A 15,767-nucleotide genomic window follows, 5' to 3' on the forward strand; every position below is an offset into this window, starting at 1 on the left:
ATTCAGCGCGTAAAGCTTCGTATGAAAGCCCGCAAAGATCTCACCCCTCAAGCGCTTTCAGATACACCCGCCAGGTATCCCTCGCCATGGCATCCAGCGTCAGTCGCGCGCGGGCGCGGGCGAAGTAAGGGGCATAGCTGTCGCGCAGCTTGCCCGGGTCGCCCAGTGCGGCGGTAATCAGCACCGCCAGCGCCTTTTCATCTTCAATCGGCACCACATACTGCGCGGGGATGTTTTCCGACACGTAGCCCACATTGGTGGAAAGCACCGGGCAATCCGCCAACAGCGCTTCCGCCACGGTATAGGGACCGCCCTCGTGGCGCGATGCAATCACCATCATGTCCGCCACCGGGAACCAGTCCGCCACCGCGCGCTGGAAACCGACAAAACGCACGCTGTCCTCAACCCCGAGGGACTGCACCTGTGCCTCGACCTTGTCGTGCAGCGGGCCGTCACCCAGCAGGTAGAGCACCGCATCGCCCACTTCCGCGCGCGCCCAGGCATTGATCAGGATGTCGATCCCCTTCGCCGGCACCATCCGCGCCACCGACAGCACCGCCGGGCGGTTCTCGTCCAGCAGCCCGCGGTAACTGTCGCCGGTTTCCGGTATCTCGGTACCGTTGGGGATGATTTCCCACTGCAGTTGCGAGTTCTTTACCGCGCGCTTGCTCACCGCGATCCGGTTGCGGAAATGCTTCGACACCTTGTCTTTCGGATTGCCGGTATTGTGCCGGGTAATGATCACTTCGGCGGGGATCAAGCCCTGGATACGCTGCATGATCTGCGCCGGCTTGCCGCCGTGGGCATGCACCAGATCAAACGCGTGGCGACGCATCAGGTAGACGAGAATCGCGCTGAGAATCGGGTTGCGGCGGCCGCGGTCGGTGTTCACCGCCAGGAACTGTACGCCCTCGTCAAACATGTGTCGGTAGCGGGGGTGGGCGATCACAAACACTTCCGCATCGGTATTCGCCAGCTGCCAGCGGCACTGCTCCTGCACGTGTTTTTCCAGGCCGCCGATCTCCTGGCTGGAAAACAGGTGGCAGATACGGTGCCTGCGCGGTGGGGTCTCCGGACTTTTGTGTTCGCTCATGCGGGCTCCTGATTCGGGAGCGGAATGCCGCAGCGGTGCAACAGTGCGCGGGCGCAGCTCACCTGCTGGTTGAACGGCTCTCTGGGCTGCCAGTTATCCCTGGAAAACGACCCTATGCGGTCCCACACCAGCCCCTGGTCCACCAGGCGCTGTACCGCGCCGCGCACCTTGTTGGCGGGCTTGCGGCTGGGCAGCGGGATAATCCCCACCTGGGCGCGGCTCTGCAGCGCCTCAAACACCATGGAAATACTGTCGCCGGTCACCCAGATACGCCCGGCGCGGGCCATCTGCTCCGCCAGCCAGCCCGGCGGGCAGCGGTGCCAGTCCCACAGCTCGGCGCCGCTGTCGGCCAGCTGTGTCAGGGTACCCTCTGGGGTGCGGCGGCTGTCGGACACCACCCACTGCAGCGGCTGCCTGAGCAACTGCTCGGTGGCGGTGGTTACCGCCTGCACATCCCAGTGAAAGTGCTTGCTGGGGCCGCCGAACAGCAGCAGTCCCCGGCACGGATCGGGATCCAGCGCCGGCAGCGGCTCGGTGAGTGCGCCCTGGGTCAGGATCACATTGGCCAGCGGCTGCGGGCGGTCGTGTTCGGGGATGATGGCGAAATCGAACCAGTGCAGCGGCAGGCTCGGCTTCATGATCACCACACTGCGGCCGCCGAAATGCCGCCGCGCACGCAGTACCGGCCAGTGGCTGCGGTGGCCGGCGCCGACGACAAAGTCGGGCTTCGGCAGAGTATCGAGCACTGCGGGCACGCCGCCGAACAGGGAAAAGCCGGCCTCGCTGCAGGGGATATCGTGGCAATCCACTTTAGCTTCGCCCAGGCAGCTGCGCAGCCCGCTCAGCAGCGCGGCACTCTGCTTTTCATGGGCGCGATTGCCGTCGAGAAAACGCCAGATGGTAAGCGGCAATAGAAAATCTCCAGATAGCCGGCGGCCGCGCAACTGCGAGCGACCACCGCTGACTGCGGTAAGTGGGCGCATGCTACCGCAGCCGGCGGGGCGAATGAAGCTGCGCCGGGATGTACACAGTGTCGAGGCGTTCATTTGAAGGCCCGCAAGCGCCCAGTATAATGCCCGCTCACTTCCCGCGGCCCGCCAACGCTGGCCCCTCACCGGCAGTAGACCCCATGCGCATTATCCACGTCGACAACCACCAGCAACGCAAGTATGGCCACACCCGGGTCAGCTGGGCGATCAAGCTGTACACGGGGCTGGTGCGCGCAGGCCACAACGTCCTCGCCTTCAGCGACCGCGACGTCGCCGCCTTTGAGGCGCCGCTGCGCATCCGTGAACTGGGGCGCAAGAAGACCAACCAGCGCCTGCTGCAGACCGCAGAGGCCTTCGAGCCGGACCTGATCGTGATCGGCCACTGCGACCTGATCGACAACGAAACCTTCGCCGAGATCCGCCGCCGCAACCCCAATATCATCATCGCCGCGTGCAACAATGACCCGCTGTTCGTGCCTACCAACGCGGCCAATATCGCCAAGCGCTGCGAGATAGCCGACGCCATGTTTGTCTCCACCGGTGTCGACGACCTGCAGATCTTCAGCGGCAAGCGCGCCAGGCTCTGGCATATGCCGAATCCGGTGGACCCGGCGGTGGAAAGCGCCGACACCAGCGCACTGGCCGCGGACGACCCGCAACTGCAAACCGACCTGCTGTTCTGCAGCAAATCCCAGCAGCACACCGAGCGCGGCCGGCTGGTGACCGAGCTGAAGCAGGCGCTGCCGGCGGACTTCCGCTTCCACACCCCGGGCATGTTCGACCAGCCCACCCTGTGGGGGCGGGACTACGACCGCAAACTGGCGGCGAGCAAAATGGGCCTCAACCTGAACCGCCAGGAAGGCTACCAGTGGTACTCCTCCGCACGCATTGCGCAGATGGCCGGCAATGGCCTGCTGGTATTCACCCACGCCGCCGCGCGCTTTGCAGACTTTATGCCGGCAGAGACCCTGACCTATTTCGACGACGCCGACTCCCTGATCCAGCAGGTGCGCGAGTTCCACCACGACGACGCCAAACGCCGCCACTGGGCCGGGCGCTGCCGGGAATTCTTCCACCGGGAAATCAACAACACCCTGTACGCCCAGTACATCGTCGAGGCCGCCAGCCAACAGCCCTTCAGCCACGACTACGTGTGGCAGCGCTAGATACAGCGACTGTCACAAATCCGTTATATAGTTTCGGGATTTAAGCCGTCGCAACACAGGTTTCTGCAGCGGCGGCGCCCGCTCAGCAAGATTTGCAAGGGAAACACCTATGAATGTCACCGTATTTGGCACTGGCTATGTCGGACTGGTTCAGGCAGCGGTGCTGGCAGAGGCCGGCCACCGGGTTGCCTGCATTGATATCGATGACGACAAGATCCAGCGCCTGAAGCAGGGGCATATTCCGATCTATGAACCGGGCCTGGAGCCACTGGTCAAACGCAACGTGGAATCCGGCAACCTCACCTTCTCTACCGATGCCGCCGAGGGCGTCACCCACGGCGAACTCATCTTTATCGCCGTCGGCACCCCACCGGACGAGGACGGCTCCGCAGACCTGCGCTATGTGCTCACCGTTGCGCGCACAATCGCCGAACACATGCAGGACAAGAAATACATCATCAACAAATCCACCGTGCCGGTGGGCACCGCCGACAAGGTGCGCGAGGAAGTCACCCGCACCCTCGCCGCCCGCGACGCCGCACAGCTGGAATTCGATGTAATCTCCAACCCGGAGTTTCTCAAGGAAGGTTCCGCGGTGGCCGACTGCATGCGCCCGGACCGCATCATTATCGGCACCTCCGAAAAGGCCTCGGAACAGAAGCTGCGCCAGTTGTATGCGCCGTTCAACCGCAACCACGAAAAGATCCTCGCCATGGACACCCGCAGCGCGGAACTGGCGAAGTACGCGGCCAACTGCATGCTCGCCACCAAGATCAGTTTCATGAATGAGATGGCGGTGATTGCGGACAAGGTGGGCGCGGATATCGAGGCGGTGCGCCAGGGCATCGGCTCCGACCCGCGCATCGGCTACCACTTTATCTACGCGGGTATCGGCTACGGCGGTTCCTGCTTCCCGAAAGACGTGCAGGCGCTCAAGACCACCGCCACCCAGCTGGGGATAGTGCCGGAAATTCTCAACGCGGTGGAAAGCCGCAACCAGCAGCAGAAACACTACCTGCTGGACAAGATCGTGCAGCGCTACGGCAGCGACCTTTCCGGCAAGACCTTTGCGCTGTGGGGATTGTCCTTCAAGCCGAACACCGACGACATGCGCGAGGCGCCGGCGCGGGTACTGATGGAAAACCTGTGGCAGATGGGCGCAAAAGTGCGCGCATTCGATCCGGAAGCGATGCACGAGTGCGAGCGCATCTACGGCAACCGCGAAGACCTGCAGCTGTGCGGCACCCGCGACAGCGCCCTGGCCGGCGCGGATGCGCTGATTGTTGCCACCGAATGGCAGCAGTTCAAGACCCTGGATGTCACCACCGTGAAAAACAGCCTGAATGATCCGGTGGTTTTCGACGGCCGCAATCTCTACCACCCGCTGGATATGGCGGAAGCGGGCTTCGAATATTTATGCGTCGGCCGCCCGCAGGTGGCGAGCGCCCAGTAATTCAGCGTGCGGTTCCCGCATTGCCATTTGCGCTTCGAACAGAGGCAGTGGCGGTGTCGCTACCGGGGGGCAGCCTTGCAAGACACGCCGTGAACCCGTCCATGGGGGCTCTTCCGCGAGGTCCCTCTCGCGGAAGGTCTTGCAAGACTGCCCCCGGCATCGACACCTTCACATCAAATTATTGCGCATGTCCGAACTTTGAAAACTTAAGGTTAATCAATCTAACAGTTTGTATAAGTCGTAGTGCGTAAACACATCGCGGATCTTGCAGTCATTGCCGCCGCGCTTGCGCCAGTTTTCCCGTTTCAGCGCGGTACTCTGGGTTCCTCCCAGCGTGAAATAGCGTTCCGACCAGTCCCTCGCATCCCGCACTTTCGCACAGGGCGTGCCCTGCAACAGACTCATTGCCTTCAGCCAGACATCGTCCGCCCGCGGAGACAGGCGCATGAATTTTTCCCTGTCGAAGGCATCAGCGTGCAGCGAACCGGGAAAATACAGCACGCCGCCAACGCCAGTGGGGAACACCATAGGCGATGGTTCGCCGCCGATATCCTGCCCGCGCCACTGGGATTGCCAGTCGTCGTAGGGCAGCAGCTTGCCGCGTTTATCCAGCAGCATCTTGTGCGCCCGCTGACAATGGATATAGGTGGGGTTGCACAGGTAGGCGCGATACAGCTGATCGATCATATCCGGCGGATAGAGCACATCGTCATCCACCGTCAGGATCAGGCTGCCGGGAAATTGCTCGAACGCGTAGAAGTATTTGGTGTAGGGCCCCAGGTCCTCCACAAAGAAAACCTGCAGCCCCCGCTGCTGCTGCCTGACCAGGCTTTCCGGCAACTGCCGCCCGGGAAACTGTGTTTCCGAGAGCCATAACACCACCGCGTCCGCCTTCAGCCACTGCTGGAACAGACTCTCGATGGTGAGGTAAAGGTTGTCGATACGCCGATCAAAGGAGGTCAGGGAAACGACGATACTGTGCTCGCGGTCATTCCCCACTCCCGATCCATCTCCCGCCAGCGCCAGCTGCTGCAGCCGTTGCGCCCACATGATGGATTCCAGTTTGCGGTTGTTGACCGCATCGTGCTTGCGCAAGCGCTTTTTCAGGAAATATTGAAGCATGCAACGGCACCCGCTATGTGACAGCGGGACATTCTACGGGAAGAGACAGAGGGGAACTATACGAAGCCGGAGGCCGGTCGACCTTGGCAGGATCAATGAGCGCTGCCACTGGCCCGCGGGGCGGGGCCAGCAGCAGTAATCAGGGGAATGTCAGACTGCCGCCAGGCGATCTTCTGCAAGGCCGGAATCGGAAACATCGCTCAGCCAGCCCAGGTGCGCCTGGCTCCTGCCCTGCACCACGTCAAAGTACAGTTGCTGTAACCGCCGGGTGATCGGGCCGCGGCGGCCGGCGCCAATGGTGCGACCGTCAAGCATGCGGATCGGCAGCACTTCCGCGGCGGTTCCGGTAAAGAAGGCCTCGTCGGCGATATATACCTCGTCGCGGGTGATGCGCTTTTCCACCACCTTGTAGCCGCACTCGTGGGCCAGCTGGATCACGGAATTGCGGGTAATACCGTCCAGGCAGGAAGTCAGCTCCGGGGTGTAGATCACGCCGTCGCTCACCAGGAAGAAGTTCTCACCGCTGCCCTCGGCCACATAGCCTTCCGGGTCCAGCAGCAGCGCTTCTTCACAGCCGTTGCGGATCGCCTCCTGCAGCGCCAGCATCGAGTTGATGTAGTTGCCGTTGGCCTTCGCCTTGCACATGGCGATGTTCACGTGGTGGCGGGTGTAGGAAGAGGTGTTCACCTTGATGCCCAGCTCGCGGGCTTCCGGGGTCATGTAGCTCGGCCACTCCCAGGCGGCAACGATCACGTGGGTCTGCAGGGCGTCGGCGCGCAGGCCCATGCCCTCGGATCCGTAAAACACCATCGGCCGCAGATAGGCTTCCTTGAGGCCGTTCTCGCGCACCACCAGGCGCTGGGCCTCGTTCAGCTGCGCCTCGTCAAACGGCATCGGCATGTTCATGATCTTGGCAGAGCGGAACAGCCGGCGGGTATGCTCGTTCAAGCGGAAGATACTGGTGCCGCCATCGGCGGGTTCATAGGCGCGCACGCCCTCGAATACGCCCATTCCGTAATGCAGAGTGTGGGTGAGCACGTGAACCCGGGCATCGCGCCAGGGAACCAGTTCACCGTCAAACCAGATAACGCCGTCTCTATCGGCAAAAGACATGGGAAACTCCTACAAAAAATCGTTAACGCGCTTTGTAGGAGCGGCCTGGGGAAGGAGCGGGACGGTCTATACCGGATCGAGCCTGTTCGCCTGCAGGCAGGCTCCTACAGCACAGAGCCTGATGAAAAACAGTTTAATCGGGCAGCGCACAGTCATCGGGCGGACGCGACTCTCTCGCGGCCTTTCACCCAAGTATCTGCTGCCAAGTTGTTTCAACGGTCTTTCTTTCCGCTTCGAATTGGTCACCGGATACAACCCCCGGCAGCTGTTGTAATGCCAGGCGATGACCTTCAGATCGGTAGGCTTTGTAGGCGTCGATCAAATGCGCGGCTTGGTGGGCCGGCATCAGGCCCGCCTCGGTGAGGCTTTCAAGAATGCGGATATTATCGGTATATCGCACGATTGAAGGGGCGCCCTGCGCCCAGGCCAATGCAGCATATTGAACCATAAATTCGATATCGACAATACCGCCCGGGCCGTGCTTGAGGTCGAATTGCCGATCATTGCTCTTATCGAGGTGCGCACGCATCTTATTGCGCATTTCCACCACCGCTTCACGCAATTTCTGTTCATCCCGCCCGCTGCACAACAGTGTTGTGCGCAGGGATTCGAAGGCCTTGCCGAGGCGCTCGCTGCCGGCAACCGGGCGCGTGCGCACCAGCGCCTGATGTTCCCAGGTCCAGGCGCTCTCGCGCTGGTATTTTTCAAACGCGGTAAGCGAGGTCACCAGCAGGCCGGAATTGCCGGAGGGACGCAGGCGGGTATCCACCTCGTACAGCGGCCCACTCAAAGTGCGGGTCTGCAGGATGTGGATCAGGCGCTGCGCGAGACGGGTATAGAAGCTCAGGTTGTCGATGGATCTTGCGCCATCGGTGTACTGCTGGGGTTCGGCGTCGTGCACGAATACGATATCCAGGTCGGAGCCGTGGCCCAGTTCCAGCCCGCCGAGCTTGCCGTAGGCGACGATGGCAAAGCGCATATCCTCGGCGCTGGCCCCCTGGGGGGCGCCGTGCTTGTCCGTCACCTGCTGCCACGCCAGGGTCAGCGCCTGCTGCAGGATCGCTTCGGCGAGCCAGGTGAGGGAGTCACTCACCTTCATCAATGGCAGCGCGCCGGTGACTTCCTGGGCGGCAATGCGCAGGCTCTGGCCCTGCTTGAACAGGCGCAGGGCTTCCATCTGTGCTTCCAGGTCTTCCGGGTCCACCCGCAGCATTTCCTGGCGCAGGTCGTCGGCAATGTCCTGCGCGGTGGAGGGCTGCAACAGGCGGCGCTGGTCGAGCATTTCGTCCAGCAGGATCGGGTGCCTTGCCAATTGCTCCGCAATCCACGGCGAGGCCGAGCACAGCCGCAGCAGTTGCGCCAGCACCAGCGGATTTTCATTGATCAGCACCAGGTAGGCGCTGCGGCGCAGGATGGAACGCAGCAGCGGCATTGCCCGCTCCAGCGCCAGTAAAGGCTCACTCACTTCGGAAGCCGCCGCCAGCAACAGCGGCATGGTCTGGTCCAGGCGCTGGCGACCGGACGCCGGCAGCGCATTGACGATGCGATCACCGTGCAGGCCGACCAGCGCCTCCAGCGCCTTGGCTGCGGGCTGGAAACCGGTGTCGTGCAGCAGTTCGAGCCAGCTGTCGCGGTCCTCTTCCCGCTCGCAACCGGCCCACAGCATTTGCCACTGGTCACTGCTGGAGATTTCCGCGCTCTCTTCCGGCGGCGCGATCACCAGGTCAAATTCACCCTCGATGGCGGCGCGCGCTTCTGCCAGTTTTTGTTCCAGGGCGCTCCAGCCGTCATAGCCGAGGGCAAAGGCCAGCTGTTGCCGTCGCTCCATTTCCGGCGGCAGGGTCTGGGTCTGTTGATCGCGCTCCGCCTGCAGCGCGTGCTCCACCCGGCGCAACAGCAGGTACGCCTGCCGCAGTTTTTCGGCACTGCCGGTGGGGATGTGGCCATCGCTTTCCAGCAGCGGCAATACCCTTAACAGGTTGCGCACCCGCAGGTCCGGTTCGCGGCCGCCGCGGATCAACTGGAACGCCTGGGCAATAAATTCCACCTCGCGGATGCCGCCGCGGCCGAGCTTGATGTTGTCCACCAGGCCGCGGGCGCGCACCTGGCGCTGGATCAGGGCCTTCATTTCCCGCAGCGCCTCGATCACGCTGAAATCGATATAGCGGCGGTAGGTAAACGGCCGCAGCAGCTCCATCAATTCTTCCGAGGCCTCCGCCGCGCCCTGCCCCGCCGCGGCCACCGGGCGCGCCTTGATCATGGCATAGCGCTCCCACTCGCGGCCCTGGGTCTGGTAGTAGTCCTCCAGTGCCGCGTAGTGGCTAACCAGCGGACCGCTGCCGCCGTAGGGGCGCAGACGCATGTCGACGCGGAACACAAAGCCGTCGGCGGTGACCGCATCCAGGGACTTGATCAGGCGCTGCCCCAGGCGCTGGAACCAGGCCTGGTTTTCCAGTGGCTTGTCACCGTCCGATTGCCCGGGCTCCGGGTAGGCAAAAATCAGGTCGATGTCCGAAGACAGGTTCAACTCACGCGCCCCCAGCTTGCCCATGCCGAGCACGATCATCGGCTGGATATTGCCGTCGCGGTCGCGGGGCTCGCCGTGACGCTCGACCATTTTTGCGCGGTGCCAGTCCAGCGCACTCTGGATACACACCTCCGCCAGCTGGGTGAGACGGGCGCACACCGCGGGGATATCCCACTGGCCGGCGAAGTCCCGCCAGATCACCTCGGCATTGGCCCGGTTGCGCAGCTGGCGCAGGTTCCGCTCCAGGTCCTCTTCAGATTCAATCTGCGCGATATCCGGCGCTGCGAGCCCGCAGTCATCCTGCTCCAGCAGTTGCGGTAACAACTCCGGCATGCGACTGCACTGCTGCATGAAGAAATCCGAACCAGCCAGCGTCCGCGCCAGTGCCGCACATTTGTCGCCGTCCGCCAGCAGGGCTTGCACCCGTGAAATTACCGGTTCCCCATCCATCGCCGCGCACCAGGAATCCCAGCGCTGGCGCACTAACGCTTGGTGTTGCGGTGGGCAGTGATCGGTCAACGGCATGGGGTATGACTCCTGTTGCAGGTTGCAGGCCGGTTCGGTCAGGGGTGCAGCAACCTGCCTTCGCCCATCTTGATCACGTTGCCGCCGATGCGGCAGCGCACTTCCTTGCCGGGCTTTTTGTCGAACTCCGCGTGCAGCACACTCTTGCGCGAGTCCAGGCTGCCGCGGTCAATGGAGAAAGTATGGGTGCCCGCAGCGGTTTCCTGCTGCTCCGCCAGGTAGGCGACGAATTCCGGCATCACATTGCCGATGGGCGGGAACACGTCTGGCGGCAGGTTCGGGTTCAGCAGGCGGCCGTGGAATTCGGTACCACCGGTAATGGAACCCGGGGCGAACAGGAACAGTTCCGAGGTATACATGTCGCCGAGCAGTTCTCCCCAGCGCTCCGGGTTCAGGCTCGCCGCCAACACATGCTCGGGACGGGTGAAGGGCACGATCAGGGTCGGGGTATCCACGCTCACCACCAGCGGCTTGTACTTGCTGAAGGTGATGTGTTTTTCCTCGGTATTGAGCGCCGCGGCGAGGCGGGCAATTTCCGGGGTATAGCGGTCGCAGGTGGGCGAGAGCACGCGGGCGAACTGAATATTTCCCGGGGTGCCACCGTTGTCGTCGATAAAGCTTTCGATCAGGCCGCTGTCCTGCTGCAGCAGAAACGAGGCGAAACTGCCCTCGCTCTTTGTCAGTCCCAGCTCAAATGCCATGAAGGAGGCCGCGAGAATGGTGTGGGCGCCGAAGCGCTGCTGCCCGCGACTGCTGTAGACGCTCGCCGGCACCGCCTGTTGCGGCTCGATAAAGACCGTCTCCGATTGCTGGAATTCGCTGGCGATGTCCCTCTTGGCCGCCTCATCCAGCGCGCATCCGGCCAGGTTCACCACTGCTATTTGAGAGCCCTGAAATGGTGCGTCAGCAAAAACATCGAGTAATGCGTATTCAATCGTCATCTTTATCGTCCTTTTTATTGGTTTCCAGTTGCTTCAGTCACTTCCCTGACTATGACGTATTGGCGCACCAATGAAAATGCGCGACATCAAGATCAGAAAGCGATATCCGGCGGCGGCGCCACCCGCAAAACTTCCTGCACGGTGGTAATACCCGCCGCCACTTTTCTTGCCCCGGACAGGCGCAGGCTGTTCATGCCCTCGCGCATGCCCTGCCTGCGCACCTGCTGCAGGTCGCAATCGTGGGTGACCAGGCTCTGGATCCCCTCGCTGAACGGCAGTATTTCATAGATGCCCTGGCGGCCGCGGTAACCGGTGTTGCGGCAATCGAGACAACCCTCGGGCTGGTACACCACTTCCGGTTTCGGCGCTTTCCAGGGTTTCACCAGTGCCTGCCAGTCCTCATCGCTGACCTCCGCCTTGCGCTTGCAGTTGGGGCACAGGGTGCGCACCAGGCGCTGGGCCATAACCCCGAGCACGGTGGATTTCAGCAGGTAATGAGGCAGGCCGAGATCCAGCAGGCGCGTCACCGCGGTGGGGGCGTCGTTGGTGTGCAGGGTGGAGATCACCAGGTGGCCGGTGAGCGCCGCCTGTACCGCCATCTGCGCGGTTTCCAGGTCGCGGATCTCCCCCACCATGATGATGTCCGGGTCCTGGCGCATCAGGGTGCGGATGCCGGCGGCGAAATCCAGGCCGATGCTGTGGTGCACCTGGGTCTGGTTGAAGCTGTCCTCCACCATCTCGATCGGGTCCTCGATGGTGGACACGTTCACTTCTGTCGACGCCAGCTGCTTGAGCGCGGTGTACAGGGTGGTGGTCTTGCCCGAGCCGGTGGGACCGGTGACCAGCACAATGCCGTTGGGGCGCCCGAGCATGGTCTGCCAGCGGGCCAGATCGTCGCCGGCAAGGCCCAGGTCGTGGTAGGAGCGCGCCAGTACTTCCGGGTCGAAGATCCGCATCACCAGTTTTTCGCCGAATGCGGTGGGCAGGGTCGACAGGCGCAACTCCACCTCGCTGCCGTCGGGGCGCTTGGTCTTGATGCGGCCGTCCTGGGGTTTGCGCTTCTCCGCCACATTCATGCGGCCGAGGATTTTCAGGCGGCTGGTGACGGCGGCATTCACCTGGTCCGGCAGCTCGTGGATCGGGTGCAGCACGCCGTCGATGCGGAAGCGGATGCGGCCCACGCCGCGGCGGGGCTCGATATGGATATCACTGGCGCGCTGGTCGAAGGCGTGCTGCAGCAGCCAGTCGACGATATTGACGATGTGCTGGTCGTTGGCTTCCGGGTCCTTGAGGTTGCCCAGTTCCAGCAGCTGCTCGAAGTTGTGCGCCCCGGAGCTGCCCTTGAGGCCGCTGGCGCCGGAGATGGAGTTGGCCAGGGAATAGAATTCGGTGCCGTAGCGCTTGATATCCGCGGGGTCGGCCACCACCCGCTGTACCGCGCGGCCGCTGGTGTGCTCCAGCTGCTCTTCCCAGCCACTGGTATAGGGCTGGGCGGTGGCCACCAGCAGCATATCCTTGCTGGCCTCTACACACAGGATCTGGTGGCGCTTGGCAAACTGGAAGCTCATCACCTCGGTCACCGCCGCCACATCCACCTTCAGCGGGTCGATATGGTAAAGGCCGTGGGAGGAAGTATCCGCCAGCCACTGGGTCAGCGTGGCCGCATCGAGAATCTTGCCGGGCTTCTTCTGGTTCTCCAGCTCGCAGCTGGCGATATAGCTGAGCGGGTGCATCTGCGCCTGCTCCGCGGTGCGCGGGGTGCCAATCAGGCGGTTGGCATCCAGGCGACTGACATAGCCCTGGCTCACCAGGTCTTCCAGTAGCCCCGGCAGGTCGAGTACCCGGTCCGCCAGTTTGCTCGCCATAGTTACTTCCCCGTTGTCAGCTGCGGTCTAATCTTTATTGGAAGGCGCATTGTAGCTCTATTGACCGCCGGCGACAGTGCGCCTTTCGACAAAGGCCCGATCGCGGATTAGCTGTGAAACCGAAAGGTCACTGTGACCTGTGCAAAGGTTGGGGTACCATGCCGCCACCCGGCCGCCTCGGCGGTCATTTTTCAATCTGTCAGGACCGGAAAAAGGAACAGACCATGCCCCTGTCCAACATCGCCAACCTGTTCGGCCGCTCGCCGATCAAGCCGATCAAGGAACACATGGCAACTGCCCACGAGGCGTCAGCGGATCTGGTGCCCTTCTTTGAAGCCCTTATGAAGGGGGACTTCAGCACTGCCAAAAGCATTCAGCAGCGCATCAGCGCCGCAGAAAACCGCGCCGACGACATCAAGAAAGACCTGCGCCTGCACCTGCCGGACAGCCTGTTCATGCCGGTGTCCCGCTCCGACCTGCTGGAATTGCTGCACGCCCAGGACAAGGTGGCCAATACCGCCCAGGATATCGCCGGCCTCGCCATCGGCCGCCAGATGCAGGTTCCCGAGTCCATGCAGTCGATGATGGGCACCTTTGTGGAGAGCGCCGTGGCCGCCTCGGCCCAGGCACTGACCGCGATCAACGAACTGGACGAATTGCTGGAATCCGGCTTTGCCGGCCGCGAAGTGGATATCGCCCGCCGCATGACCGAAGAACTGGATGACCTGGAGCGCAAGTCCGACAAGCTGGAAGTAGAAGTGCGCGCCACACTGTTCAAAATAGAAAAAGACCTGCCGCCGGTTGACGTGATTTTCCTCTACCGGGTAATCGAATGGATTGGTGTGCTGGCGGACGAGGCCCACGGCGTGGGCAACCGATTGCAGCTGCTACTGGCGCGTTAAAGGGGGAGACAATTCGTGGAAATCATTGCTCAGTACGGCCACATCTTTCTGATCCTGGCCTGCGTATTCGGCTTTTTCATGGCCTGGGGTGTGGGTGCCAACGACGTCGCCAACGCCATGGGTACCTCGGTGGGCTCCCGCGCACTGACCATCAAACAGGCGATCGTGATCGCCATGATCTTCGAGTTCGCCGGCGCCTATCTGGCCGGCGGTGAGGTAACCTCCACCATCCGCAAGGGGATCATCTCCCCGGACCTGTTTAACGACAATCCCGAGCTGCTGGTGTACGGCATGCTCTCCGCGCTGCTCGCCGCCGGCACCTGGCTGGCCATCGCCAGCGTGCTCGGCTGGCCGGTATCCACCACCCACTCCATTGTTGGCGCCATTGTCGGCTTCTCCGCGGTGGGCATTTCCGCCGACGCGGTAGCCTGGGGCAAGGTGGGCAGCATCGTCGCCAGCTGGGTAGTATCCCCGGTTCTGGCGGGCACCCTGTCATTCATGCTGTTCCGCAGTGTGCAGCGGCTGATCCTGAACACCGAGGATCCCTTCGCCAACGCCAAGCGCTACATTCCCTTCTACATGTTTGCGGTGGGCTGGATGATCGCCATGGTGACCCTCACCAAGGGCCTCAAGCATGTATTCAAGGATGCCGACATCGTGCTGAGCTTCTGGCAGGATGCGCTGATCGCGGGGATCGCCGGCCTGATCGTGATGGGTATCGGTATCGCGATGCTCAAACGCATCAAGCGCGACCCGGAACGCGAACGCCACAACCGCTTCGCCAATGTCGAGCGCGTATTCGCCATCCTGATGGTATTTACCGCCTGCGCCATGGCCTTCGCCCACGGCTCCAACGACGTGGCCAACGCGGTCGGCCCGCTGGCGGCAGTGGTCAACACCGTGCAGCAGGGTGCGGTAACCGCCAAGGCCACCATGCCCTCCTGGATATTGCTGGTCGGTGGTGCCGGTATCGTTGTCGGTCTCGCCACCTACGGTTTCAAGGTAATGGCCACCATCGGCCGCAAGATTACCGAACTGACCCCGAGCCGCGGTTTCGCCGCCGAGCTGGGCGCCGCCGCCACCGTGGTACTGGCTTCCGGCACCGGCCTGCCGATCTCCACCACCCACACCCTGGTAGGTGCGGTGCTGGGTGTCGGCCTGGCCCGCGGTATCGGCGCCCTCAACCTGAGGATGATCACCACCATCGCCGCCTCCTGGGTAGTGACCCTGCCGGCGGGCGCCGGTCTCGCGATCGTGTTCTTCTTCTTCTTCAAGGGCGTGTTTGGCCCCTGATGGCCGGGCGGTAATAGAAACTGCCGCCGTCACCTGTTAAAAAGGGAGCTTCACGCTCCCTTTTTTATTTTCTTTATTTTCTGCTTTGCTGGCATTGAGAGAAGGAAACTCCCATGCAACTGCCCATCTATCAGGCCGACGCCTTTACCTCCGAACTGTTCAAGGGCAACCCCGCCGCCTATGTACCGCTGACCCGCTGGCTCGAAGACCGGCTGCTGCAGCAGATCGCCGCGGAAAACAATCTCGCCGAAACCGCGTTTACCGTGCCCGCCGGCAACGGCTTCGAACTGCGCTGGTTCACCCCCGGTGAGGAGGTGCCCCTGTGCGGCCACGCCACCCTGGTCACCGCACACCTGCTGTGGAGCGAGCTGGGATTCACCGATCCCGAGATCCACTTCTTCACCCGCAGCGGCGAGCTGCTGGTGCGCCAGGAACAGGCGTTGCTGACCCTGGACTTTCCGGCCCAGCACAATGCGGAAATCAGTCTGCCGCCGGAATACGCACACGCACTGGGCGCGGAGCCCCTGAGCGCACTGGAGGTGACGGGTTCCGATGACCAGTTGCTGCTGGAGTTCGCGAGCGCCGCACAAGTAGCGGAACTGGCCCCGGATATGCGCGCCGTCGCCGCCCTCCCCTACAAGGGCCTGATCTGCACCGCGCCCGGCGAGGGATACGACTGCGACTTTGTCAGCCGCTTCTTCGCCCCCGCCATCGGCATCGACGAAGACCCGGTCACCGGCTCCGCCCACACCCGGCTGGTGCCCTTCTGGGCGCAGAA

General features: G+C 62.7%; 12 protein-coding genes. 5 read left to right on the forward strand and 7 right to left on the reverse strand.

Features of this window, described 5'->3' with window-relative positions:
* Positions 1-40: 40 nt before the first annotated feature.
* Both QZ511_RS06455 and QZ511_RS06460 read right to left on the reverse strand, forming a co-directional pair.
* Entirely contained in the window at positions 41-1,093 is a 1,053-nt protein-coding gene (locus QZ511_RS06455; protein WP_295800686.1) for a glycosyltransferase, read from the reverse strand.
* Positions 1,090-2,076 carry an ELM1/GtrOC1 family putative glycosyltransferase gene (locus QZ511_RS06460; protein WP_295800689.1) on the reverse strand — a complete coding sequence of 329 codons (987 nt, stop codon included), beginning with the start codon at positions 2,074-2,076 and terminating at the stop codon, positions 1,090-1,092. Before QZ511_RS06460 ends, QZ511_RS06455 begins: the two co-directional genes overlap by 4 nt.
* 146 nt (positions 2,077-2,222) lie before the next feature.
* On the opposite strand from QZ511_RS06460, the gene QZ511_RS06465 reads away from it, so the two are divergent.
* A complete protein-coding gene (locus QZ511_RS06465; protein WP_295800694.1) occupies positions 2,223-3,248 on the forward strand; it encodes a glycosyltransferase in 1,026 nt (341 codons plus the stop codon).
* 109 nt (positions 3,249-3,357) lie between these two features.
* Positions 3,358-4,701 (forward strand): UDP-glucose/GDP-mannose dehydrogenase family protein, encoded by a 1,344-nt coding sequence (locus QZ511_RS06470; RefSeq protein WP_295800697.1) that lies wholly within the window; start codon positions 3,358-3,360, stop codon positions 4,699-4,701.
* Between the two features lie 216 nt (positions 4,702-4,917).
* On the opposite strand, the gene QZ511_RS06475 is transcribed toward QZ511_RS06470, so the two are convergent.
* From QZ511_RS06475 to QZ511_RS06495, 5 genes are all read right to left on the reverse strand, one after another.
* The gene (locus QZ511_RS06475) at positions 4,918-5,823 is read right to left on the reverse strand and encodes a glycosyltransferase family 2 protein (RefSeq protein WP_295800699.1); all 906 of its coding nucleotides are present in this window, start codon (positions 5,821-5,823) and stop codon (positions 4,918-4,920) included.
* 150 nt (positions 5,824-5,973) lie between these two features.
* Positions 5,974-6,936 carry a branched-chain amino acid transaminase gene (locus QZ511_RS06480; RefSeq protein WP_295800702.1) on the reverse strand — a complete coding sequence of 321 codons (963 nt, stop codon included), beginning with the start codon at positions 6,934-6,936 and terminating at the stop codon, positions 5,974-5,976.
* Between the two features lie 184 nt (positions 6,937-7,120).
* Positions 7,121-9,988, reverse strand: a complete 2,868-nt coding sequence (gene glnE, locus QZ511_RS06485; RefSeq protein ID WP_295800705.1) for a bifunctional [glutamate--ammonia ligase]-adenylyl-L-tyrosine phosphorylase/[glutamate--ammonia-ligase] adenylyltransferase — start codon at positions 9,986-9,988, stop codon at positions 7,121-7,123.
* Between the two features lie 38 nt (positions 9,989-10,026).
* A complete protein-coding gene (locus QZ511_RS06490; protein ID WP_295800708.1) occupies positions 10,027-10,929 on the reverse strand; it encodes a PhzF family phenazine biosynthesis protein in 903 nt (300 codons plus the stop codon).
* Positions 10,930-11,021: 92 nt separating this feature from the next.
* Positions 11,022-12,794: a GspE/PulE family protein gene (locus tag QZ511_RS06495; RefSeq protein WP_295800710.1), complete on the reverse strand. Its 1,773-nt coding sequence runs from the start codon at positions 12,792-12,794 to the stop codon at positions 11,022-11,024.
* 224 nt (positions 12,795-13,018) lie between these two features.
* On the opposite strand from QZ511_RS06495, the gene QZ511_RS06500 reads away from it, so the two are divergent.
* From QZ511_RS06500 to QZ511_RS06510, 3 genes are all read left to right on the forward strand, one after another.
* Positions 13,019-13,696, forward strand: a complete 678-nt coding sequence (locus QZ511_RS06500; protein ID WP_295800713.1) for a TIGR00153 family protein — start codon at positions 13,019-13,021, stop codon at positions 13,694-13,696.
* A gap of 15 nt (positions 13,697-13,711) precedes the next feature.
* Positions 13,712-14,989 carry an inorganic phosphate transporter gene (locus QZ511_RS06505; RefSeq protein WP_295800716.1) on the forward strand — a complete coding sequence of 426 codons (1,278 nt, stop codon included), beginning with the start codon at positions 13,712-13,714 and terminating at the stop codon, positions 14,987-14,989.
* Between the two features lie 113 nt (positions 14,990-15,102).
* The coding region (locus tag QZ511_RS06510) for a PhzF family phenazine biosynthesis protein (protein ID WP_295800718.1) at positions 15,103-15,767 on the forward strand (665 nt) is incomplete at its 3' end.

Origin of the sequence: uncultured Microbulbifer sp. (assembly GCF_913055755.1) — a bacterium.
GTDB lineage: Bacteria > Pseudomonadota > Gammaproteobacteria > Pseudomonadales > Cellvibrionaceae > Microbulbifer.

Coding starts and splice junctions, on each gene's coding strand:
- QZ511_RS06495 (WP_295800710.1), bottom strand. CDS start 12,794: ATGGCGAGCAAACTGGCGGACCGGGTACTCGACCTGCCGGGGCTACTG.
- QZ511_RS06490 (WP_295800708.1), bottom strand. CDS start 10,929: ATGACGATTGAATACGCATTACTCGATGTTTTTGCTGACGCACCATTT.
- QZ511_RS06465 (WP_295800694.1), top strand. CDS start 2,223: ATGCGCATTATCCACGTCGACAACCACCAGCAACGCAAGTATGGCCAC.
- QZ511_RS06470 (WP_295800697.1), top strand. CDS start 3,358: ATGAATGTCACCGTATTTGGCACTGGCTATGTCGGACTGGTTCAGGCA.
- glnE (WP_295800705.1), bottom strand. CDS start 9,988: ATGCCGTTGACCGATCACTGCCCACCGCAACACCAAGCGTTAGTGCGC.
- QZ511_RS06480 (WP_295800702.1), bottom strand. CDS start 6,936: ATGTCTTTTGCCGATAGAGACGGCGTTATCTGGTTTGACGGTGAACTG.
- QZ511_RS06475 (WP_295800699.1), bottom strand. CDS start 5,823: ATGCTTCAATATTTCCTGAAAAAGCGCTTGCGCAAGCACGATGCGGTC.
- QZ511_RS06455 (WP_295800686.1), bottom strand. CDS start 1,093: ATGAGCGAACACAAAAGTCCGGAGACCCCACCGCGCAGGCACCGTATC.
- QZ511_RS06500 (WP_295800713.1), top strand. CDS start 13,019: ATGCCCCTGTCCAACATCGCCAACCTGTTCGGCCGCTCGCCGATCAAG.
- QZ511_RS06460 (WP_295800689.1), bottom strand. CDS start 2,076: ATGCGCCCACTTACCGCAGTCAGCGGTGGTCGCTCGCAGTTGCGCGGC.